Source organism: Polynucleobacter sp. MG-27-Goln-C1, from assembly GCF_018881905.1.
In the GTDB taxonomy this organism is placed as follows: Bacteria; Pseudomonadota; Gammaproteobacteria; order Burkholderiales; family Burkholderiaceae; genus Polynucleobacter.
In genome coordinates this window covers 38,029-59,533 of the sequence record NZ_JACVPM010000004.1, presented here as the reverse complement: position 1 = coordinate 59,533, position 21,505 = coordinate 38,029, and the positions used below count along the sequence as shown (strand labels likewise).

19 protein-coding genes are annotated in these 21,505 nt (G+C 47.4%); 18 read left to right on the top strand and 1 reads right to left on the bottom strand.

Annotation, left to right across the window (positions count from 1 at the left end; translation table 11 throughout):
- Position 1 precedes the first annotated feature (1 nt).
- The 4 genes from ICN14_RS09500 to ICN14_RS09485 all read left to right on the top strand — a co-directional run bounded on the left by ICN14_RS09500 (position 2) and on the right by ICN14_RS09485 (position 4,583).
- Positions 2–1,066 carry a microcin C ABC transporter permease YejB gene (locus ICN14_RS09500; protein WP_216179590.1) on the top strand — a complete coding sequence of 355 codons (1,065 nt, stop codon included), beginning with the start codon at positions 2–4 and terminating at the stop codon, positions 1,064–1,066.
- Complete coding sequence (locus tag ICN14_RS09495; RefSeq protein WP_216226229.1) at positions 1,063–2,088, top strand: ABC transporter permease; 1,026 nt, start codon at positions 1,063–1,065, stop codon at positions 2,086–2,088. The genes ICN14_RS09500 and ICN14_RS09495 overlap by 4 nt, the downstream gene beginning before the upstream one ends.
- A complete protein-coding gene (locus tag ICN14_RS09490) occupies positions 2,085–3,761 on the top strand; it encodes an ABC transporter ATP-binding protein (protein ID WP_216226228.1) in 1,677 nt (558 codons plus the stop codon). The genes ICN14_RS09495 and ICN14_RS09490 overlap by 4 nt, the downstream gene beginning before the upstream one ends.
- A gap of 228 nt (positions 3,762–3,989) precedes the next feature.
- On the top strand, positions 3,990–4,583 hold the full coding sequence (locus ICN14_RS09485; protein ID WP_370624843.1) for a C40 family peptidase: 594 nt from the start codon (positions 3,990–3,992) through the stop codon (positions 4,581–4,583).
- Between the two features lie 17 nt (positions 4,584–4,600).
- On the opposite strand, the gene ICN14_RS09480 is transcribed toward ICN14_RS09485, so the two are convergent.
- Positions 4,601–5,515 carry a patatin-like phospholipase family protein gene (locus tag ICN14_RS09480; protein WP_216226227.1) on the bottom strand — a complete coding sequence of 305 codons (915 nt, stop codon included), beginning with the start codon at positions 5,513–5,515 and terminating at the stop codon, positions 4,601–4,603.
- Between the two features lie 203 nt (positions 5,516–5,718).
- Here ICN14_RS09480 and scpB point away from each other — a divergent pair, with 203 nt between their 5' ends.
- The 14 genes from scpB (at position 5,719) to arsB (ending at position 21,505) form a co-directional block, all read left to right on the top strand.
- Positions 5,719–6,483 carry an SMC-Scp complex subunit ScpB gene (scpB, locus tag ICN14_RS09475; protein ID WP_216226226.1) on the top strand — a complete coding sequence of 255 codons (765 nt, stop codon included), beginning with the start codon at positions 5,719–5,721 and terminating at the stop codon, positions 6,481–6,483.
- 6 nt (positions 6,484–6,489) lie between these two features.
- Entirely contained in the window at positions 6,490–8,250 is a 1,761-nt protein-coding gene (locus tag ICN14_RS09470) for a pseudouridine synthase (protein ID WP_216226225.1), read from the top strand.
- Positions 8,251–8,423: 173 nt separating this feature from the next.
- On the top strand, positions 8,424–8,915 hold the full coding sequence (gene rimP / locus ICN14_RS09465) for a ribosome maturation factor RimP (RefSeq protein WP_216226224.1): 492 nt from the start codon (positions 8,424–8,426) through the stop codon (positions 8,913–8,915).
- Positions 8,912–10,393: a transcription termination factor NusA gene (gene nusA / locus ICN14_RS09460; protein ID WP_216226223.1), complete on the top strand. Its 1,482-nt coding sequence runs from the start codon at positions 8,912–8,914 to the stop codon at positions 10,391–10,393. The genes rimP and nusA overlap by 4 nt, the downstream gene beginning before the upstream one ends.
- Before the next feature lie 13 nt (positions 10,394–10,406).
- Positions 10,407–13,199 carry a translation initiation factor IF-2 gene (gene infB / locus ICN14_RS09455; protein ID WP_216226222.1) on the top strand — a complete coding sequence of 931 codons (2,793 nt, stop codon included), beginning with the start codon at positions 10,407–10,409 and terminating at the stop codon, positions 13,197–13,199.
- Positions 13,200–13,213: 14 nt separating this feature from the next.
- The gene (gene rbfA, locus ICN14_RS09450; protein WP_216226221.1) at positions 13,214–13,582 is read left to right on the top strand and encodes a 30S ribosome-binding factor RbfA; all 369 of its coding nucleotides are present in this window, start codon (positions 13,214–13,216) and stop codon (positions 13,580–13,582) included.
- A 6-nt stretch (positions 13,583–13,588) separates the two neighbouring features.
- The gene (gene truB, locus ICN14_RS09445) at positions 13,589–14,500 is read left to right on the top strand and encodes a tRNA pseudouridine(55) synthase TruB (protein ID WP_216226220.1); all 912 of its coding nucleotides are present in this window, start codon (positions 13,589–13,591) and stop codon (positions 14,498–14,500) included.
- Positions 14,501–14,553: 53 nt separating this feature from the next.
- Positions 14,554–16,371 (top strand): translational GTPase TypA, encoded by a 1,818-nt coding sequence (gene typA / locus ICN14_RS09440; protein ID WP_216226219.1) that lies wholly within the window; start codon positions 14,554–14,556, stop codon positions 16,369–16,371.
- 99 nt (positions 16,372–16,470) lie between these two features.
- Positions 16,471–18,834, top strand: a complete 2,364-nt coding sequence (locus ICN14_RS09435; RefSeq protein ID WP_216226218.1) for a Tex family protein — start codon at positions 16,471–16,473, stop codon at positions 18,832–18,834.
- A gap of 81 nt (positions 18,835–18,915) precedes the next feature.
- Complete coding sequence (locus ICN14_RS09430) at positions 18,916–19,170, top strand: type II toxin-antitoxin system Phd/YefM family antitoxin (protein ID WP_216226217.1); 255 nt, start codon at positions 18,916–18,918, stop codon at positions 19,168–19,170.
- Entirely contained in the window at positions 19,170–19,586 is a 417-nt protein-coding gene (locus ICN14_RS09425) for a type II toxin-antitoxin system VapC family toxin (protein WP_216226216.1), read from the top strand. Before ICN14_RS09430 ends, ICN14_RS09425 begins: the two co-directional genes overlap by 1 nt.
- Before the next feature lie 61 nt (positions 19,587–19,647).
- A complete protein-coding gene (locus ICN14_RS09420; protein ID WP_216226215.1) occupies positions 19,648–19,977 on the top strand; it encodes a helix-turn-helix transcriptional regulator in 330 nt (109 codons plus the stop codon).
- Positions 19,974–20,465 carry an arsenate reductase ArsC gene (locus tag ICN14_RS09415; protein ID WP_216226214.1) on the top strand — a complete coding sequence of 164 codons (492 nt, stop codon included), beginning with the start codon at positions 19,974–19,976 and terminating at the stop codon, positions 20,463–20,465. The genes ICN14_RS09420 and ICN14_RS09415 overlap by 4 nt, the downstream gene beginning before the upstream one ends.
- Entirely contained in the window at positions 20,462–21,505 is a 1,044-nt protein-coding gene (arsB, locus tag ICN14_RS09410; RefSeq protein ID WP_216226213.1) for an ACR3 family arsenite efflux transporter, read from the top strand. Before ICN14_RS09415 ends, arsB begins: the two co-directional genes overlap by 4 nt.

The following is a 21,505-nucleotide window of genomic DNA, read 5'->3' as shown; positions in this document are numbered from 1 at the left end:
AATGCGCGCCTATATCTTTAAACGTCTACTGTTAATGATTCCTACCTTATTGGGCGTATTGACCTTGACCTTTGCGGTGGTGCAATTTGTACCCGGTGGCCCAGTAGAGCAGATGGTCTTGGAATTAAAGGGTAAGGGTGCTGGAGCAACAGGTGGATCAGAGTCATCGGGTGCTGGAGCAACCTATCGCGGGCGCCAAGGTGTCGATGCACAACGCTTGGAAGAGGTTAAGGCGCTCTACGGATTTGATAAGCCGCCAGTAGAGCGTTATTTCATGATGTTGGGACGTTTTGCTAGATTCGATTTGGGTCAAAGCTATTACCAGCATGAAAGTGTCTGGGGCTTAGTGGTTTCTAAACTGCCCGTATCGATCAGCATTGGTTTGTGGACCTTCTTCATCACATATTTGGTTTCGATTCCACTAGGTATTGCGAAAGCAGTGCGCGATGGCTCTCGCTTTGATGCGGTGACTAGCAGCATCATCTTGGTCGGTTACGCCATTCCAGGATTTGTATTGGGAGTGCTCCTCCTTGTCCTCTTTGGTGGCGGTAGTTTCTTACAAATCTTTCCACTGCGCGGACTGACTTCAGATGACTGGAGTGAGTTGAGCATGATGGGTAAGGTGATGGATTATTTATGGCATTTAGTTTTGCCAATCACCGCTTCGGTTTTAGGTAGCTTTGCAGTAATCACGATGTTGACGAAAAATTCCTTCTTAGAAGAGATTCGTAAACAGTATGTATTGACTGCGAGAGCCAAAGGCCTCACGGAGAAACAGGTTCTTTGGAAGCATGTATTCCGCAATGCGCTCTTGCCTTTGGTAACTGGCTTCCCAGCAGCATTCATCGGCGCCTTCTTTACTGGTTCACTGCTGATTGAGACTCTGTTTTCTTTAGATGGATTAGGTTTGCTTTCCTATGAGTCCGTGATGCGACGTGACTACCCAGTAGTTTTCGGAACACTCTATCTGTTCACGCTGATTGGTTTGTTTACTAAATTGATTTCTGATCTTTGCTATGTCTATATTGATCCACGCATTCAGTTTGGTGCAGGGGGTGGATCATGAGTCGTTGGCATCGCTTCAAAAACAGCCGCATGGGCTATGCCAGCCTTTGGATTTTTATGATTCTGTTTGGCCTGTCTATGTGTGCCGAGCTCATTGCGAATGACAAACCCTTGATCGTGCGCTATCAGGGTAAGTTTTATTTCCCCATTGTGAAATCCCAACCTGAAACAGTATTCGGCGGTGACTTTGCGACACCAACAGACTTTTTGGATCCCGACATTCGTCACAACATTACGAGTAATGGTAATTGGGCGATTTACCCACCCATTCCCTATAGCTATGAGACTTTGAATTACTTTTCAAAAGCACCCAATCCTGCGCCGCCATCATTTGATAACTGGCTAGGCACGGATGATCGTGGTCGCGATGTCTTGTCACGCTTAATTTATGGATTTCGACTGTCGATTTTGTTTGGTTTGGCGCTCACTATTGTGGGGGTCAGCGTAGGCATCATCACCGGCTCTTTAATGGGTTTCTTTGGCGGCAAGTTTGATCTGGTTTCTCAGCGTTTGATTGAGATTTGGTCAGCGATGCCAGAGTTATATCTACTCATCATCTTTGCCTCCATCTTCAACCCGAGCATTTGGCTCCTGATTATTTTGTTAGCTGCTTTTGGATGGATGGGTTTATCTGACTATGTGCGTGCAGAGTTTTTCCGCAATCGCGCCCTAGAGTACGTTCGCGCTGCTAGAGCATTGGGCTTAACGAATTTGCAAATCATGCGCCGTCATATCTTGCCCAATAGCTTGACTCCAGTGATTACCTTTCTTCCTTTCAGAATGAGTGCGGCCATTTTGTCGCTCACGAGTTTAGATTTCTTGGGTTTGGGTGTGCCTCCGGGAACGCCGAGCCTTGGGGAGTTGCTCTCTCAAGGTAAGAGTAATTTAGATGCGTGGTGGATTTCACTATCCACCTTTGTTGTATTGGTTGCCACCTTGCTTCTACTGACTTTTATGGGCGAGGCCTTGCGCGATGCGTTTGATTCTCGTAAGTCGGGCGCAATGACTGGAGGGCGCTTATGAGTTCAACGAGTAACTCAAATATATTGACGCCCTTGCTGCGATATGAAGATTTCTCAATCTCTTTTGGCTCAGGTCGGCGTGAGAAATTTGCCGTTAGTCATCTTGATCTTGACATCGGGGTAGGGGAGAGGGTTGCTTTGGTTGGGGAGTCTGGCTCAGGCAAGACGCTGACTGCTTTAGCCCCATTACGCCTTGAGCCTGAGGGTGCAAAAACATCTGGTCGCATTCTGTGGAGTGGCAAGAATGCCCATGCCGGCAATCCACCAGTCAATTTATTGGATCTACCCATACAAGATATTCGTGAGATTCGGGGTCGTGAGATTGCGATGGTCTTTCAGGAGCCCATGACTGCGCTTAATCCTTTGTTTACTATCGGCAATCAAATTGTTGAGGCCGTGCAGATATATCAGCCTTTAATCTCCAAGGCCGATTGCATGTCTGCAGCAATTGATCTTCTCAAGAAGACGGGCATACCGGAGCCAGAGAAACGCTTCTATTCTTACCCTCACCAATTATCGGGTGGGCAACGTCAACGCGCCATGATTGCAATGGCATTGGCGTGTAAACCCAGATTATTAATTGCAGACGAGCCAACCACTGCTTTAGACGTTAGCCTGCGTTTGCAAATTTTGGATTTGCTTAAAGAGTTGCAGGAAGAGTCCAAGGATCATGGCGGCATGGCGATTCTGTTAATTACCCATGATCTCAATTTAGTAAAGCATTTTGCGCATCGTGTTGCTGTATTAAATCAAGGCAATCTGATGGAAGTCGGACCAACCAAGCAAGTGTTCGAGCATCCAGATAATCCTTATACAAAAGCTTTGGTCAATAGCGAGCCTGTGCGCGATCTAGCTCCCGTGATGCCATTGGCACCAGTGTTATTAAAGACGGAGAACTTATCTGTTTCTTATCCGGGCACTGAAGCTACATCTTGGTTTAAAAAATCTTCACGTCATCAGGTCTTGCGTAAGGTTGGTTTTGAGCTCAAGCAGGGGCAAACCATTGGTGTCATCGGAGAGTCTGGCTCTGGCAAGACTACTTTAGGTATGGCGGTCTTAGGCTTATTGGGTGACTCCGCTGCAGAAATTACTGGTGATGTAGATGTGCTCGGAAATGATTGGCAAAAGTTAAAGCCGGTAAAGCGCCGAGCTATGCGATCTAGTTTGCAGGTCATTTTTCAGGATCCGTTTGGCTCACTCTCTCCACGCATGAATGTGATGCAAATTGTTTCGGAAGGTTTAGATGTGCACTTTCCAAATTTATCTGCAGAGGAGCGTGAGTCCCGCGTCTTAGATATTTTGCGAGAGGTCGGAATTGATCGTTCTGCTCTTACACGTTATCCCCATGAATTTTCTGGTGGCCAAAGGCAGCGCATTGCGATTGCGCGTGCTTTGATTCTGAAGCCGCAGATCTTGGTCTTAGATGAGCCTACTTCAGCTTTGGATGTATCGATTCAGAAACAAGTGCTTGCCTTGCTGACTGAGCTGCAGAAAAAATATAACTTGGCTTACCTGATGATTAGTCATGATTTGGCGGTTATTCGGGCAATGTCTCATGAAGTCATGGTGCTTAAAGAGGGCAGGGTGGTGGAGTTTGGTGATACCGAGACTCTGATTAAGCATCCTCGCCAGATCTACACAAAAGAGCTTTTTGCGGCTGCTGAGCTGACCTAAAGCCTTCTTCCGGCAGGTTCAGCAAAGCGCTAAAGTGGTGCATTCATGCACCGAAATACGAAATATTCCATTCAAAACAATGAGTTAGCCCTTGGGCTAGCGCTTGGTGAAATAGGCCTTCTTTGTTAGAATGGAAGGATGTCCTTTCAAAAAGACCTCCTGCCACGCATCGCGAAGCAAGTGCCATTGGCTTTGCTGACTGCATTCATGCTTGCCATGAATCCAGTCATGGCGGTGGACGCTGGTCCTGACGCTGCAAAAGAAGCTCCTGCTGAGTTAGCCAAAGAGACGCCCAAAGAAAGCATGTTCCAGGCGGGTAAGTCTTACTTTGCTCGTGTATCAGATCGCTTAGCAGATTCAGTTACTGGTAAATCGGATGAATTGATTAACCGCGCGATGGAAGTGATTGGCGTGCGTTATCGCTGGGATGCGGAGTTGCCCCAATCTGGTTTAGACGGTAGCAGTTTTGTTGGCTATGTCTTCAAAGACAAATTAGGTTTTTTATTGCCACGTAAATCCACTCAAATGAGTCGTGTTGGTAAGCCTATTACTCGCGAAGAATTGCAGCCTGGTGACTTAGTCTTCTTCAACACCATGCGCTTAACGTTTTCTCATGTCGGCATTTATGTTGGCGACAATAAATTTATTCACTCCCCATCGAAAGGCACTAGCGTGCGCGTTGATGACCTTGGTAGTCTCTACTGGGATAAACGTTTTGATGGTGCTCGCCGATTAGATGGCAGCGACAACTTGGGCGATACAGAGCGTCAAGAGTTGTTAAATGAAGTAAATAAACTCAAGCGAAAATCCCGCAGTCTTTGAGACTAAGCTAAGGTACTTCAACCTTTTAGCTTGTCTTTAATTAATCCCATTTGCTCCTGTGTGGCCACTTCGCCAGCGAGGATTGCTGCATTTCTAGATTTGAAGTCACCGCTACTCATTTGCTTGAGATGGGGGGTAATCACAATATCGGCACTTTTGAGTTCGTACTGATTAATACTTCGTTGCATGATGGATATGGTTTGTTGCATAACGCCAAATGTGCCGCTCGCATCTTGATAGGCTGGCTCTGAAGAGATATTGACGGCAATCACGAGAGTCGCGCCCATTTGTCTTGCATAGCTGACGGGTACTGGCGCTACTAGCCCACCATCAATATATTCTTTGCCACTAATAACGGCCGGCTGAAATACTCCTGGAACACTACAGGAAGCGCGCACTGCCAAACCAGTATTGCCAGAGCGAAATAGAACGCCTTTGCCGGATTGCAATTCAGTTGCCACAATTCCTAAGGGAATACGCATTTGCTCGATCGATTTATTTTGCACTTCACGATTGACCATGTTTTGCAGGGCATCCCCTTTGATGAGGCCACCAAATCTTCCTGCAAAAGGAAGTCCCCAGTCGGCAATAGTGGCTTCATCGAGATTTAAGGCCAGTCGGTTCAAATCATTTCCAGTAGCACCTGAGGCAAGTAATGCGGCAATAACACTGCCAGCACTGCTGCCCACCACGATGTCAGGTCGAATGCCTTGGGCCTCTAATGCCTTGATGACACCTACGTGGGCAAAACCTCTGGCCGCTCCCGCCCCTAAAGCTAAACCAACGATGGGCTTGCGACTACTCATGAGGCTGCACCCAGTTAGGGTTGAGCCTCCAATTAGGGCTCCCAAACCAAGACCCAAGCCTAAAAAGCGGCGTCTTGAGTCAGTCTCAAAGGGTAAATCTAGGGTTAGGGCTGTATTTTCGTGCATGTGGCTATTGTATTGAGCCTCCCTTATAATGGCCAAATGGTGAGCGAAAAAGACTTCGTTTCAGCATGGGCAGCTCTCCCAAGTAGATTTTCGGAGATGATTTGCCCATAGTAGCTAAATAGCGCCACCAGAACACCACCAACCCATTACTGAAATACATTTTTTATAGCCTCATCAGGTCATAGCCTGATAGCCAGAATTTTATGGATTATCACAATAAACGCGTAATTGAAACAGCCCTCTTGTGCGCGCAAGAACCACTCACTGTTGCTGATCTGACGCGCTTATTTGCCGAAGACATTGCCGCTGGCGAAATTGATGATGCTCTATTGGAGCTTCAAAAAGCCTGGGAAGACAAAGGCATGGAGTTAGTGCACATTGCAACTGGCTGGCGTTTCCAAAGCCGTTTAGCGATGCGCGAGTATCTCGATCGTTTGACTCCAGAAAAGCCGCCAAAGTATTCTCGTGCGGTGATGGAAACTTTGGCGATTATTGCCTACCGTCAACCAGTGACTCGCGGTGAAATCGAAGAGATTCGTGGTGTTGCTGTGAGTAGCAATGTGATGAAGCAGTTAGAGGATCGCGGTTGGGTTGAGGTTATCGGTCATAAAGAGACCATTGGTCGCCCAGGTTTATACGCTACTACCAAACAATTTTTAGATGATTTGAGTCTCACGAATTTACAAAGCTTGCCGATGTTGGAAGATGCTGCGCCGATGGCTGGCGCAGAACAATTAGGTCAAGCGGTAATGGAGTTTGATCCAAGTGCGACGGTTGAAACAGTTATTGAATTGGATGAAAACGGCCAGCCGATCATTCAGCCGACAAGTGAAGAATTAACAAACGAAGAATCCATCAGCGAAGAAGTTGCTGTTGAGATTGCTGATGATGTCATCAGCGAAGAGACAAGTGAAGAAGTAGAAGAAGTTTCTCCAGAGTCTGAAGACAAATCAGACGAACAAAAATAATTATTAATGACAAGTCACAACGAAAACGATTCATCTCCGATTAAACCTAAATCGGACAATTCCCCCGGCTCTGAGTCTGCACCTAATTCTGCAGAGGGAAATAGGGGCGAGGGGCGCGAAGGGCGTGAAGGCGGCCAGCGTCGCCCACGCCGCCAGGGTGCAGGCGCTAGCAAGCATCCCTTCAATAAGAAACGCCCATTCAATAAAGACCGGCCTCGTCGCGAGGGTGGTGAGTCTGGTGGTCAGCGCGAGGGTGGTAACAATGCTTCCGCTAAGCTCGCACCAAATCCAGCTGAGAGCGAAGCTTTATTTGCGTCAGTAGTTTCTGGTGAGTTCGATGCAGCATTAGATGCGCCCGAAGTCCTTGAGGTTAAAAATCCTGACGGCCTAAATGAAAATGAGATTTCTCATCAGACTGGTGCTGAGCGTCGTGCACAACGTGTGCGTCATGACGAAGATGCGGATACGCCTAGCGACGATGAGATGAGTAGTTTGCAATTTGCAAACATCGATGATTTGCCGCTTAGCTTGCGTGATGAGGTTTGGTCAGACTTAGATGGTTTAGACGACGACGCTGACGACGAAGATACTGTGAAGTTACACAAGGTATTGGCTGATGTCGGCATGGGTTCGCGTCGCGATATGGAAGACCTGATTATTCAAGGGCGCGTATCTGTAAATGGATTGCCAGCCCATATCGGTCAACGTATTGGACCGACCGACCAGGTACGCATTAACGGCAAGCCAGTTCATCGCAAAATTCAGACTAAGCCACCACGCGTGATCATGTATCACAAGCCTTCTGGCGAGATCGTGAGTCAGTCCGATCCTGAAGGTCGTCCAACCGTATTTGATCGCTTGCCAAAGCCGCGTCAAGGACGCTGGATTGCAGTAGGGCGTTTGGACTTTAATACTGAAGGTCTTTTGTTGTTCACCACTTCTGGCGAGTTGGCCAATCGCTTGATGCATCCTCGTTACGGTGTTGAGCGTGAGTACGCTGTCCGTATTTTGGGTGATCTGAGTCAGGAAAATACAGCTCAATTAAAGAGCGGTATTACCTTGGATGACGGCCAAGCCAAATTCTTACGTCTTTCTATGGGTGGTGGTGAAGGTGCAAACCGTTGGTACCACGTTGCTTTGACTGAAGGTCGCAACCGTGAGGTGCGCCGCATGTTTGAAGCCGTCGGACATGTCGTCTCTCGCTTGATTCGTACGCGTTACGGCATTTTCTTATTGCCTCCACGTTTGAGACGGGGCAAATGGGAAGAGATTGAGGCTGGCGGCATCTATAACTTAATGAAGTTTGCAGGCTTAAAAATGCCTCAGCCACAAGATAAGGGTCGCAATCCAAATGCACAAGGTCGTGATCGCCATTCTCCAGCTAGTGAGGACTTCCAGCCTGATCCAATGCAAACCTCAGTTTCTTACTGGGGTTCACGGGATGCTTTGACCCAGGCCAGTGGCCATGGTGCTCTAACCCATCAAAATAGGGGTGCTAAACCTGGTGGCGGTGGTTCGGGCGAAGGTCGCGGTCCTTTCCGGGGTCGTACCCAGGGCGGTCGTCCAGGCGCAGGTGGTCAGGGTGGCGGTCAGGGTGGCCAAGGCCAAAACCGCAACAAGGGTAAGAAAGTCCACCACGGACAGTCTGCTTTTGTGACGGCAAGCCCTCAAAGTCCCGGAAATGGTCCTAAACGGGCGGCACCAAAAGGGCGCAAACCCTTCAATAAAGGCCCTAGAAAACCGAGAAATCCAGGCGAAAGCTTCTGATTTTGATGAGTTTTCCTCTAAATCGGCTATAATTTTGGTCTTACAGCAGTTCGCTGCTGTTTTGAGTTGTTACCGACTGATGTTGCGATCAACGTAAGTCGGCCTGTTCTGAATTTCGAGAATATGGGCTTTGAAGCCCATTTTTTTTTGCCGTTTTGGATTGAAGGGTGTTCGTGAAAGATCAGCGGATTATTTCTGCAGAAGTAGAAAACCTAGGGTACACGCTAGTCGATATCGAGCGTGAAGCCGGAGGTTTGCTGCGTGTCACGATTGAAAACCCGGATTACGAGCGCCTGATTAACGTCCAGGATTGCGAAAAGGTAAGTCACCAACTGAGCTATACATTGCCAGTGGAAAACATTCCCTTTGAGCGTCTAGAGATTTCCTCTCCTGGTCTGGATCGCCCTGTGAAGTCCGCGGCTGATTACGAGCGCTTTTCCGGAATGGAAGTGGATTTGAAGTTGCGTGTTGCCGCTGGTGATCGCAAGAAGTTTCGTGGTGTGTTGCAAGGTTTGCTGAGTGGTGAGTTGGACTCGCCCGATGCGAAATTTGGTTTGTTGTTTGAAGGTGCTGATGGCACTGAATCTCAATTGGAGTTTTCTTTAGCCGAGGTCGATAAGACTCGGTTGGTCCCTGTTATTGATTTCAAAGGAAGAAAGTCATGAGCCGAGAAGTTCTCATGTTGGCAGACGCCTTAGCGCGTGAAAAGAACGTAGATCAAGCGATTGTGTTTGAGGCGCTAGAAATGGCGTTGGCATCAGCCACTAAGAAACGTTATCCGACAGAAGATGTGGATATTCGTGTATCGATTGATCGCGAGTCTGGTGAATACGAAACCTTCCGTCGCTGGTTGGTTGTTCCTGATGAAGCGGGTCTCCAAGAGCCGGATAAAGAAATCCTCCATTTTGAAGCGCTCGAGCAATTTCCTGACATGGAAGTTGGCGAATTCATCGAAGAGCAAATCGAATCTTTAGCCTTTGGCCGTATCGGTGCACAAGCCGCTAAGCAAGTGATCTTGCAGCGCATTCGTGATGCTGAGCGCGAGCAGATTTTGAACGACTACCTTGAGCGTGGTGAAAAAGTCATGACCGGTACCGTGAAGCGTGCTGACAAGAATGGTTTGATTATTGAATCTGGCCGTGTCGAAGCATTGTTGCGCCGCGATCAAATGATTCCAAAAGAGAACCTCCGTTCTGGTGACCGCGTTCGTGCCTACATCCTGAAGGTAGATCGTGAAGCCCGTGGCCCACAGATTGAACTCTCACGCACTTGCCCTGATTTCTTGATCAAGTTGTTTGAGAACGAAGTTCCAGAGATGGAGCAAGGTTTATTAGAGATTAAGGGCGCAGCTCGTGACCCTGGTATCCGCGCAAAAATTGCCGTGATTACTTATGACAAGCGTATCGATCCAATCGGTACTTGCGTTGGCGTTCGTGGTACACGCGTTACCGCAGTTCGTAACGAAGTAGCTGGCGAAGCAGTGGACATCGTATTGTGGTCTGAAGATCCAGCGCAGTTTGTAATTGGTGCCCTGGCTCCAGCTCAAGTATCTTCTATCGTGGTTGACGAAGAGCGTCACGCCATGGATGTGGTGGTTGATGAAGAGAACTTGGCAATCGCGATTGGCCGCAGCGGACAGAACGTTCGCTTAGCTAGCGAATTGACTGGTTGGCAGATCAACATCATGACTCCAGAAGAGTCTGCTGAGAAAACTGAAAAAGAAGCTGCTTCTGTACGTCAATTGTTCATGGACAAATTGGACGTTGACCAAGAAGTTGCTGACATCTTGATTGAAGAAGGTTTCAACACACTGGAAGAGGTTGCATATGTACCTCTTTCTGAAATGTTAGAAATCGATTCTTTCGATGAAGACACAGTAAATGAATTGCGTACTCGTGCGCGTGACTCCCTCTTGACCATGGAATTGGCTAAAGAAGAGCGCGTTGGCGAAGTCTCACAAGATTTACGTTCCCTCGAGGGAATGACTACTGAGTTGGTTGCCAAGCTTGCTGACAATCAAGTTCACACACGTGACGACTTAGCTGAACTGGCTGTTGATGAGCTAGTTGAGGCGACACAAATTGACGAAGAAACCGCGAAAACGCTCATCATGAAAGCGCGCGAACATTGGTTTACTTCATGAGAGGAAGTAGTGCATGGCAACAACAGTAAAAGTACTCGCTAAAGAATTAAAACGTACCGCGCCAGACCTTCTGGAGCAATTGAAGGCGGCCGGTATCGAAAAAGGTTCTGAGGACGACAGCATTACCGAAAAGGACAAAACTGTCCTGCTTGAGCATTTGCAAAAAGAGCATGGCAGTGCGGATACAGGTAGTCGTAAAAAGATTACTTTAATCAAGCGCGAAAACTCAGAGATTCGTCAGGCAGACTCTGCTGGACGCACTCGTACCGTTCAGGTTGAGGTTCGTAAAAAGCGCGTGCTAGTTAAAGCGGGAGATAAAGCTCCTGAAGAGACTCCAGCTCCAGCGGTCAAAGAAGTTGCCCCTGCAGAGCCTGCTAAACCAATCCTTTCTGCTGAAGAGTTAGAAAAACGCGCAGCTGAAGCGACACGTCAAGCTGAGTTGTTGGCTCGTCAAGAAGCGGAAATGAAAGCGGCAGAAGATGCTCGCCAAAAAGAAGCTGATGCTTTAGCTGCTGCAAGTGCAGTTGCGCCTGTTGTTGAGAAAGCAGCCAAGTCAGATGATGACGCTTCTGTTGCCAAAGAGGCTGCTGCAAAAGCTGCCGACAAGAAAGCTCAAGCTGATAAAGCTGCCAAAGACATAGCGGATGCGAATAAGGCACAGTTAGCTGATATTACAAAACGTCGTGCCGCTGCTGAAGCTGAGGCTTTGGCGATTCGCGACATGATGAGTGCGCCCGCACGTGTTCTCAAAGCACCAAGTGAAATTGCTGCTGAAGAAGCTAAAAAAGGCACCTTGCACAAGCCTGCTAAGGCTGAAGGTGCGGATGACAAGAAAAAAGCAGTTGCTAAGGTTGGTGGCAAAACCATTAAGTCTGCTGAGACTTCATCTACTTGGCAAGAAGAAGGTGCCAAGAAGCCGGGTGGCATTAAGACTCGCGGTGATAGTTCTGGTGGCATCAATGGTTGGCGTTCAGGTGGCGGCAGAAGAAAACAACGTCAAATTGCTGAGGCCAATGTCGATACCAATTTCCAGGTACCTACTGAAGCTATTGTGCGCGATGTCAATGTTCCGGAAACCATTACTGTTGCAGAGTTAGCTCATGCAATGGCCGTGAAGAGTGCGGAAGTTATCAAGCTCTTGATGGGCATGGGTCAGATGGTGACAATCAACCAGATCTTGGATCAAGATACTGCAATGATCATCGTAGAAGAAATGGGCCATACAGCCCATGCTGCTAAGTTGGATGATCCAGATTTAGATCTCGGTATTGCTGGTCACGATGCAGAGTTACTGCCACGTCCACCAGTAGTTACGGTGATGGGCCACGTTGACCACGGTAAAACATCTTTACTCGATAAGATTCGAGCAGCTAAGGTTGCTACTGGCGAAGCCGGTGGTATTACTCAGCACATCGGCGCTTATCACGTTGAAACCCCACGCGGCATGATTACCTTCCTGGATACTCCGGGTCACGAAGCCTTTACGGCAATGCGTGCTCGTGGTGCTAAGGCAACGGATATCGTGATCTTGGTTGTTGCAGCCGATGACGGTGTGATGCCACAAACCAAGGAAGCTATTGCTCACGCAGTAGCTGGTGGCGTTCCAATTGTTGTAGCAATTAATAAGATTGATAAACCAGAAGCGAACTTAGAGCGCGTTAAAACTGAGTTAGTTGCTGAGCAAGTAGTTCCAGAGGAGTACGGTGGTGATGTGCCATTTATTGGCGTCTCTGCTAAAACAGGTGACGGCATTGATGCCTTGCTTGAGAACGTACTCTTACAAGCAGAAATTTTGGAACTCAAGGCAGCGAAAGATGCTCCTGCGCAAGGTCTCGTTATTGAGGCGCGTTTGGATAAAGGTCGCGGTCCTGTTGCCACTATTTTGGTTCAGTCTGGCACGCTCAAGCGTGGCGATATGTTGTTGGCGGGTTCAACCTACGGTCGCGTTCGTGCGATGTTGGATGAAAACGGCAAGCCATGTAACGAAGCTGGCCCATCTATCCCTGTAGAGATCCAAGGTTTATCCGAAGTTCCTGCAGCTGGTGAGTCAGTACAAGTTGTTCCTGATGAGCGTAAAGCACGTGAGATCGCACTCTTCCGTCAAGGTAAGTTCCGTGATGTGAAGTTGGCTAAACAGCAAGCATTCAAACTCGAAACCATGATGGAAAACATGGAAGAGGGCGCGATTGAAGCGAAGTTGTTGCCATTGATCATCAAGGCGGACGTACAAGGCTCTCAAGAAGCGTTATCACAGTCATTGCAAAAACTATCTACTGCAGAGGTGAAGGTTCAAATCGTTCACGCAGCAGTGGGTGGCATTACTGAGACTGACGTTAACTTAGCGGTTGCTTCTAAGGCAGTCATTATTGGCTTTAACTCTCGTGCGGATGGTGCAGCACGTAAGTTAGCTGAGAACAATGGTGTCGATATTCGTTATCACAACATTATTTATGACGCTGTAGATGAAGTAAAAGCAGCTTTAAGCGGCATGTTGACACCAGATAAGAAAGAAGAAATCACCGGTATGGTGGAGATTCGTCAAGTCTTCTTGGTATCTAAAGTTGGCGCTATTGCTGGTTGCTTGGTACTCGATGGTGTTGTTAAGCGCACATCTAGTGTTCGTCTCTTGCGTGAAAACGTAGTGATCTGGACTGGTGAGCTGGATTCTCTGAAGCGCTTTAAAGATGATGCGAAAGAAGTTCGCGCCGGTGTTGAGTGTGGTCTGTCATTAAAAGGCTACAACGACATCAAAGAAGGCGATCAACTTGAAGCGTTTGAAGTTACTGAAGTCGCTAGAACTCTTTAAGAGCTACCCAGTTAATGCATAAAACTAGTCCTCATCGTAACCAGCGTCTTGCCGATCAAATTCAGCGAGACCTGGCTGAGCTGATTCCTCGTGAATTGCGTAGCCCAAGTCTAGGTTTGATTACTTTACAAAGTATTGAACTCACGCCAGATTTGGCTCATGCAAAAGTCTTCTTTACCGTCTTAGGTGCTGAGCCTGAAGTGGCATTGAAGGCTTTGCAGGACAAGGCAGGCTACTTGCATTCCTTATTGTTTAAACGTTTGCACATTCATACTGTGCCAACCTTGCATTTCCACTATGACAGTTCTATTGAGCACGGCATTGAAATGTCTCGCTTAATTGATCAAGCAGTGGATAGTGATCGCAAAGACGAGAACGCGTAAATAGCTATGTCTGTACGTATCGATGGCGTTGTCTTGCTTGATAAACCTGCTGGCATGAGCTCGCAAGGCGCAGTCACTGCCGTGAAGCGTGCCTTCAATGCAGAAAAAGCAGGACACACTGGCACCTTAGATCCAATGGCTACTGGCTTACTCCCGATTTGCTTGGGTGAAGCAACTAAGTACTCTCAGGATTTATTGGAAGCTGATAAAACCTATATCGCTCAAGTGAAATTCGGTCAGCGTACTGACACCGGTGATGCTGAAGGTCTCGTGATTGAAGAGCTACCTGTGCCTGTATTTGCAGATGATGCTGCTATTAAAGTGGCATTAGATTCTTTGTTGCCAGCTTTTAGCGGTCCAATCAGTCAGGTTCCACCAATGTATTCCGCGCTCAAGCGTGATGGCAAACCTTTATATGAATATGCTCGTGCTGGTGTTGAATTAGAGCGCGCACCACGAGATATCACGATTCATGCAATTCGTTGGACTAATGTCAATTGGCCAGAAGCCACTTTAGAAGTGAGTTGTAGCAAAGGCACTTACATTCGCGTATTGGCGGAAGATATTGGTAAGGCATTAGGATGTGGCGCCCATTTAGTTGGCCTGCGCCGCACTGAAGTAGGCCACCTCACTCTCGATCAGTCATTCACTATCGAATCCATTCAAAAAGGCTTACAAGATAGTTCAAGCTATATCTTGCCAGTCGACGCACTTTTGCAGACATTGCCGCACTTAACTGTGGATGAGCAACAAGCAAAACGTTTGGAGATGGGTCAACGAGTCCCACTCAATTTACCTTCGATAGAGGCGCTAGTGCGTATCTATCGTGCAACCGCTGCTCCGCATAACTTTATTGGTACTGGAGATTGGCGCTCTGGGGTTCTACATCCTAAGCGCTTGATTTCTTCGGCACATTAAATCCATTTAACCCCTTTGTTTATTAACCTTATTCTTAACTTCAGAAGCTTCACATGACTAAACGCGCACTTCGTAATATCGCCATCATCGCCCACGTTGACCACGGTAAAACTACTTTGGTTGACCAACTCTTGCGCCAAGCAGGCACATTCCGTTCTAATGAAAAAATGACCGAACGCGTCATGGACTCAAACGACTTGGAAAAAGAGCGTGGCATTACTATTTTGTCCAAGAACTGTGCGGTGGAGTATGACGGCACACACATCAACATCGTAGACACACCAGGACACGCCGACTTCGGTGGTGAAGTAGAGCGTGTGCTCTCCATGGTTGACGGTGTATTGCTCTTGGTTGACGCGGTTGAAGGCCCAATGCCACAAACTCGTTTCGTAACCAAGAAAGCCTTGGCTCTCGGTTTGAAGCCGATTGTTGTGATCAACAAGGTTGACCGTCCAGGCGCACGTTGTGACTATGTGATCAATGCGACTTTTGAATTGTTTGACAAGCTAGGTGCTACAGAAGAGCAGCTCGACTTCCCAATCATCTATGCATCAGGCTTGAACGGCTATGCAGGCACTACAGAAGATGTGCGTGAAGGCGATATGCGCCCATTGTTTGACGCTGTTCTGAAATACGTACCTGTACGTGATGACGATCCAGATGGCCCTTTGCAGTTCCAGATTTCTTCAATCGATTACAACAGCTATGTCGGTAAGATTGGTGTTGGCCGTATTAACCGTGGACGTGTGAAGTCAGGCATGGAAGTAGTCTGCATGAACGGTCCTGATGGCGTGCCATTCAAAGGTCGTATCAACCAGGTATTGAAATTTAAAGGTCTCGAACGCGAAATCGTAGAAGAGGCATTTGCTGGTGATATCGCTCTCATTAACGGTATTGAAGAGTTGGCAATCGGTACAACGGTTTGCGCGGTTGATAAACCAGATCCATTGCCAATGCTCAAGATTGATGAGCCTACTTTAACCATGAACTTCATGGTGAACACGAGCCCATTAGCTGGTCGTGAAGGTAAGTTTGTTACCAGCCGCCAAATTCGTGAGCGTCTTGATCGTGAGTTGAAAGCCAACATGGCCTTGCGCGTTAAAGAGACTGACGATGACACCGTATTTGAAGTGTCCGGCCGTGGTGAGTTGCATTTGACGATTTTGGTTGAAACCATGCGTCGTGAAGGCTATGAGATGGCGGTTTCCCGTCCACGCGTAGTGTTCCACGAAGAGAATGGCGTCAAGATGGAGCCGTACGAGAACTTAACGGTTGACGTAGAAGATGCTACTCAAGGTTCCGTGATGGAAGACTTGGGTAAGCGTAAGGGTGAGTTGCAGGATATGGTCAGCGACGGAAAAGGTCGTACCCGTCTTGAGTACCGCATTCCTGCACGTGGTTTGATCGGCTTCCAAGGCGATTTCATGACTATGACTCGCGGTAACGGTTTGATGAGCCATACATTTGATTCTTATGCTCCTGCAAAGGATGGCATCTTGGGTGAGCGCCATAACGGCGTATTGATCAGTCAAGATGATGGCGAAGCAGTTGCTTACGCTATTTGGAAGCTGCAAGATCGTGGCCGTATGTTCGTAAAACATGGTGACCCTGTTTACGAAGGTATGGTGATTGGTATTCATAGTCGTGACAATGACTTGGTTGTGAACCCAATTAAGGGTAAGCAATTAACCAACGTGCGCTCTTCAGGTACTGACGAAGCGGTTCGCTTGGTAACGCCAATCGATTTGACTTTGGAATACGCAGTTGAATTCATTAGCGATGATGAATTGGTTGAAGTAACACCGAAAAGCGTACGAATCCGTAAGCGTCATTTGAAAGAGCATGACCGTAAGAAAGCTTCCCGCGAGTAATTGCGGAGTTCTTCAGTTGGAAAATAAGAGTCACCTTTGGGTGGCTCTTATTTTTCCTTCATGCCAATCCTCTTAAAACCTTAGTAAATTATTTATTTCATGCTGCCATCTATTGAACAACGCCTTGCCCAAGAGTTATCTGCTAAACCCGCTCAAGTAGCTGCCGCTATAGCGCTGATGGATGAGGGTGCAACAGTTCCTTTTATTGCGCGTTATCGTAAAGAGGCGACAGGTGGCTTGGACGATACGCAGCTGCGTTTACTAGAAGACCGTCTAGGGTATTTGCGTGAACTGGAAGAGCGACGCAAGGCGATTGTTTCTTCAATAGAAGAGCAGGGCAAGATGACCCCTGAGTTACTCAAAGCCATCATGTTGGCAGAGGATAAGACGCGCCTGGAAGATCTCTATCTCCCTTATAAGCTTAAGCGTCGCACTAAAGCCCAAATAGCCTTAGAGGCCGGATTAGAGCCTCTCGCAAATGATTTGTTGGCAAACCCCACGCTGGATCCAGAGGTGGAGGCAGCTAAATACCTTAAAGAAGCATTTACATCCGACCAGGGTGAGAACCCTGGCGTGCTTGATACCAAAGCCGCTCTTGAGGGTGCCCGTCAGATTTTGATGGAGCGCTTTGCAGAAGACGCTGGCTTGGTGCAATCACTGAGAACCTATTTGCAAGAGCATGGCGTTGTGGAATCTAAGGTCATTGCTGGTAAAGAGCAAGAGGGTGAGAAATTCGCGGATTACTTCGATTACTCCGAGCCTATTGCTGCAATCCCTTCGCATCGTGCCCTGGCTTTATTTAGGGGTCGTCGTGAACAGATGTTGATGGTCAATTTGCGCCTGGATACCGAAGAAGAAAAACCGAAATGGGATGCGCCCCACAATCCATGCGAGTCGCGCATTGCCAACCAATTCAAGATTAAGAATGAGGGTCGTCCTGCAGACCAATGGCTGGCAGAGACAGTGCGCTGGACTTGGCGCATTAAGTGCTCCATGCATTTGGAGTCCGAGCTAATGAGTGCTTTGCGTGAGCGTTCTGAGACTGAAGCAATTAATGTCTTTGCTCGTAATTTAAAAGCCCTTTTACTAGCTGCACCTGCAGGACCAAAGGTCACTATTGGTCTAGACCCTGGCATGAGAACGGGTGTGAAGGTTGCTGTTGTGGATGCTACTGGTAAGGTGGTCGATACAGATGTTATCTACCCGCATCAGCCTAAGAATGACTGGGATGGTTCATTGCATACCCTTGCGAAATTGGCTGAGAAACATAAGGCAACCTTAATCTCGATCGGTAACGGTACAGCTTCACGCGAGACTGACAAGTTAGCGCAAGATTTAATTAAAGCTAAGCCTGAGCTCAAGCTCACCAAGATCGTAGTCTCAGAAGCAGGTGCATCGGTTTATTCAGCTTCTGAGTTCGCCTCAAAAGAATTGCCTGGTATGGATGTGTCTTTACGCGGAGCAGTATCCATCGCCAGAAGATTACAAGATCCGTTGGCGGAATTAGTGAAGATTGATCCGAAGTCGATTGGTGTCGGTCAGTATCAGCATGATGTGATGCAGACTCAGTTGGCTAAGTCACTGGTTGCGGTTGTAGAGGATTGCGTAAACGCGGTTGGTGTGGATGTGAACACGGCTTCAGCACCATTGCTAGCACGGGTTTCAGGTCTTAGCAGCACCGTTGCAGAGGGCATCGTGACTTACCGAGATAGCAATGGCGCTTTTCAGACGAGGGCGGATCTACGTAGCGTGCCACGCTTAGGCGATAAGACCTTTGAGCAGGCCGCTGGTTTCTTGCGCATCATGAATGGCAAAGATCCTCTGGATGCATCAGCGGTACACCCAGAATCCTATCCTTTGGTGGAGAAGATTCTGAAAGATATCAAGAAGGGCGTCAAAGAAGTGATTGGTGATGCAACTATTCTGAAGGGTCTCAGCCCAGAAAAATATGCCGATGAGAAGTTTGGTGTTCCAACAGTCACCGACATCATCAAAGAATTAGAAAAGCCAGGCCGCGATCCACGTCCTGAGTTCACTACGGCAACCTTTAAAGACGGCGTAGAAAAAATCAGCGACCTTAAGGCCGATATGATTTTGGAAGGTGTTGTGACTAACGTTGCAGCTTTTGGCGCATTCGTAGACATTGGCGTTCATCAAGATGGCCTGGTCCACATTTCCGCGCTAGCCAATACCTTTGTAAAAGATCCGCACACTGTAGTTAAGGCAGGGCAGGTTGTTAAGGTCAAAGTGCTAGAAGTAGATGAAAAGCGTAAGCGAATTGCGCTGACCATGCGACTCTCTGATGAAGCGCCTAAATCTGCCCTAGGGGCAAAGCCAGAGCAAAGGGCAAATCGTCCGGGCGCCCCAAGATCCTCAGAGGCTAGAAAGCCTCAGGAAGATAGAAGATCTGCGCCCCCAATGAACAACGCGATGGCTGAAGCTTTGCGTAAATTAAAGGGTTAACTCATGCCTAGAGTGGTTATTAGGTCTCCCTTCAATAATGTAGTAACATTTATACATTGGTAATATTTTATTGGGGGTTAGATGATTACTACCTTTTCGAGCCGTGAATTTAATCAGGATACTGGTCGGGTAAAAAAAGCTACAGAAGCAGGCCCTGTTTTTATCACCGATCGTGGTAGGCCTGCGCATGTCTTGATGACATTCACTGAGTATCAACGCGTGACTGGAAAAAAGAAAAACATCTTAGATCTTGTGGGCATGAAGGGTGCTGGAGAGATTGATTTTGAACCTGCGAAAATGTCTAGCCTCATAAAGTCAATTTCGGATCTCCTTTAATGTATTTGCTTGATACAAACGTAGTTTCAGAGTTTAGAAAGCTAGGAAGCGGTCAAATCAACTCCAACGTGAAAGGGTGGGCCGAGGAAACCGATCTTGAGCTCATGTTTCTCTCTGCTATATCAATCCTGGAGTTAGAGATTGGAGTCCTGCAGGTTGAAAGAAGGGATAAAAAGCAGGGACAAGTCCTAAGAAAGTGGCTGAGTAAACATGTTCTGCCAGCTTTCTCAGAAAGGATATTGCCCGTTGATTTGCCAGTTGCACAACGATGTGCCAGCCTTCACGTCCCAAACCCTAAATCCGAAAGAGATGCCATGATTGCTGCAACTGCAATTGAGCATCGCATGACAATCGTCACCAGAAATATTTCTGATTTCAGCCATTCTGGCGTGAAGATATTTAGTCCTTGGCGGTAATTCTCTGATTTGATGTTTCCTCCGTCACTAAACTGTAATATATTTCTATATAATTGGAAATATGAAAAATATAGATGCGGTTGCGGCATTCTTGGCCTTGGGGCAGGAGTCTCGATTAAATATCTTTCGTCTCATTGTCCAAAGGGGTGATGTTGGCTTAACGCCCACCCAAATCATTGAAAAGCTGGGCATTCCTAATGCAACCTTGAGTTTTCATTTAAAAGAATTGGTGCAGGCTAATCTGCTACTTGTCGAGCGTCAAAGTCGTAACCTCATCTATAGCCCAAACGCGGTTCTAGTCCAAGACCTCAGCACCTTCCTTCTTGATAACTGTTGTGGTGGTAAAGCCTGCACCCCTGAAAAAATCACACGCAAGACTAAGTCAATATGAAAACCTACAACATCCTCTTTCTCTGTACGCATAACTCCGCACGTTCTATCTTGGGCGAAGCTTTGGCATCTACTCACCCGAGTGGCAAGTTTGTAGGTTATTCAGCTGGATCAACTCCAGGTACGAGCGTCAATCCGATTGCTGCAGACATTGCGGTGGAGTTGGGAATGGATCGCACTCTGTTGAAGTCTAAAAGCTGGGATGTCTATGCAGAGCCCAATGCGCCGAAGATGGATTTCATCATCACGGTTTGTGACAATGCCGCCGGTGAGGTTTGCCCATTCTGGCCAGGTCAACCGGCTACTGCACATTGGGGCTTTGCTGATCCTTCACAAGTGCAGGGTAGTGATCTAGAAAAACGGGCCGCCTTTAATACCGTGATGAATGGCCTTAAGAGGCGGATTGATATCTTGGCTAGCATGCCTCTAGAGAAATTAGACTCAATGACCCTTAAAGCAATCCATACATCAATCGAAGTCAAAGCATGAACACCTTAACTAAAAAACTCTCCTTTCTTGATCGTTACCTCACGGTATGGATCTTTGCTGCAATGGCCTTTGGTATTGGATTGGGTCATTTCATGCCTAGCACTGAAGGGTTCATTCATTCCTTTCAGGTGGGAACAACAAATATCCCAATCGCAATTGGTCTGATCTTAATGATGTACCCGCCGTTTGCCAAAGTGCGTTACGAGGATTTGCCGGATGTTTTTAAGGATAAGCGCATCTTCCTGATTTCATTGCTTATGAATTGGGTTATTGCCCCAACATTAATGTTCTTTTTGGCGATTACCTTTGTGCCGGATCAACCCGAATATATGGCAGGCTTAATTCTGATTGGTATCGCGCCTTGTATTGCGATGGTGATTGTTTGGAACGATCTTGCAAAAGGCTCTACTGAATATGCGGCTGGTTTAGTGGCTTTTAACGCGATCTTTCAAGTTCTATTTTTTAGCGTCTACGCGTATTTCTTTCTCACTGTGTTGCCGCCTTACTTTGGCTTGGCCGCATCCAATGTCAGTGTAAGCATGGGGCAGATTGCGGAGAGCGTGTTTATCTACCTCGGTGTGCCTTGTATTGCAGGTATCTTGACCCGGGTAGTGATGTTGAAATTCATGTCTAAAGACCGTTATCACGAGCAGTTCGTGCCGCGTATCGGTAAGCTCACTTTGATTGCTTTGCTATTTACTATCGTGGTGATGTTTAGCCTGAAGGGTAATTTGATCCTAACTTTGCCTATGGATGTAGTCACCATTGCCGTTCCTCTCCTCGTTTTCTTCCTCATCATGTTCTTGCTGACGTTCTTTGTGACAGGCAGAATGGGGATTGACTATAAGCGTTGCTGCACACTCTCATTTACAGCATCCAGCAATAATTTTGAACTGGCAATTGCCGTAGCGATTGCAGTATTTGGGATTAATTCGGGGGCTGCCTTTGCAGCGGTCATTGGCCCTCTGGTAGAGGTGCCCATCATGATTGGTTTGGTAACTGTGGCGCTCTGGTTCAAAGAGCGCTATTACACAAAATAA